General features: G+C 65.7%; 4 protein-coding genes. All 4 read right to left on the bottom strand.

All coding sequences use genetic code 11. The features are described 5' to 3' along the window. A partial coding sequence (locus V7050_RS17790) for a hypothetical protein (RefSeq protein WP_324410953.1) occupies positions 1-194 on the bottom strand: 194 nt, incomplete at its 3' end. Between the two features lie 93 nt (positions 195-287). Continuing rightward, on the bottom strand, positions 288-431 hold the full coding sequence (locus V7050_RS17785; RefSeq protein ID WP_324410951.1) for a hypothetical protein: 144 nt from the start codon (positions 429-431) through the stop codon (positions 288-290). 52 nt (positions 432-483) lie between these two features. Further along, on the bottom strand, positions 484-885 hold the full coding sequence (locus V7050_RS17780; RefSeq protein ID WP_299480943.1) for a hypothetical protein: 402 nt from the start codon (positions 883-885) through the stop codon (positions 484-486). Continuing rightward, a partial coding sequence (locus tag V7050_RS17775; RefSeq protein ID WP_324410948.1) for a hypothetical protein occupies positions 882-1,142 on the bottom strand: 261 nt, incomplete at its 5' end. The genes V7050_RS17775 and V7050_RS17780, both read right to left, overlap by 4 nt.

The raw sequence follows: 1,142 nt of genomic DNA, 5'->3' as shown, positions 1-1,142 counted from the left end.
TCGATGTCCTTGATCACCTGCTCGGATGCCTTGAGGCGATCCTCTATGTTGTCGACGACGTTCCCCAGTTCGTCGAGCCGATCATAGACGCGCCGGCGACTCTCGGACGACCGCTGGTCCTGCGCCTCTATAAGACGGGTGAGGTTCTTCACGTCCGACTGCAGGGAGCCGATCGCCTTGTATATTTCGTTCAAGCTCGTCGGCACAATGCGCCCCTCTCTATGAAAGCATGACGATCGTGGCGAAGACCGCCGCGATCACCGCCCACATCATCCAGAATTCCAGCCTCAACGGCCTTGCCCCTCGATCGCCTCGACGCCGTCGACGAGGGCGCGATGCCGCCGGCCGCACTCGCCCAGCGCCGAACGATCCGCGCCCCAAAGGCGGGCGACCTCCGCCGAGGACAGATCGCGCTCGGGCAGGTTCGTCACGGCCGCGCATGGCTCCTTGAGGGGCGAGGGTATGCGCGCCAGTTCCGGCCGATCAGCGACCGATCGCGTCAAGCTGCTTTGACAGCCCGCGAGGAATAGCAGGCCGGCACACAGGGCCAGCGGCGTTGTCATCTTCCGCATCTTCGGTCTCCATCTGGACGATTGCCGCTTCGAGGTCGGCGATCAGCACGGCGTCGCGCTTCCGGCCTTCGAGGTAATCCTGTTCAATCCTGTCGATTCGCTCCTGCGCCTGCCGGCGCTCGGCGTCCATCTGCTCGCGCAGATCGCGCATCGCCTTCTCCCATGCGGCGCGCTCGATCGCCCGGCCCTCGCGGACGCCGGCGTGGTGCTGGTAGCTTCCCCATGCCCAAACGCCGCCGGCCGCGATCGCGATCAGTGCCGCCCAGACGAGGAGGGTCGGGATTCCGGTGAAGCGAGCGATAGCGGTGATCATCCTGCCCTCCCGTCGTCGTCGGCTGGCGGTGCGATGTCGGACGGCCAGCCATCGGGGACGCCCGGCCGGTCGCGATAGGCGTCCCGCCCGAGGGTCTTCATCACGTTCTTGTCGTCCCACGCCGCACCGAAGACGTAGGAGCCGATCACCGAGATCGCCGTGCCGAAAAGGCCATAGGCGATCGTCTCGTGAAGGCGACTGTCGGCCTGCCCGTAAATCATCAGATAGACGATGCAGCCCGCACAGAAGCCGAGGGC

It is taken from the genome of Amaricoccus sp., assembly GCF_036846665.1.
Taxonomy (GTDB): Bacteria; Pseudomonadota; Alphaproteobacteria; order Rhodobacterales; family Rhodobacteraceae; genus Amaricoccus.
This window is presented reverse-complemented; position numbering and strand designations above follow the sequence as displayed.

What these genes read in the sequence shown, in the direction of transcription:
- V7050_RS17780 (WP_299480943.1), bottom strand. Translation starts at nt 885, where the DNA reads ATGATCACCGCTATCGCTCGCTTCACCGGAATCCCGACCCTCCTCGTC.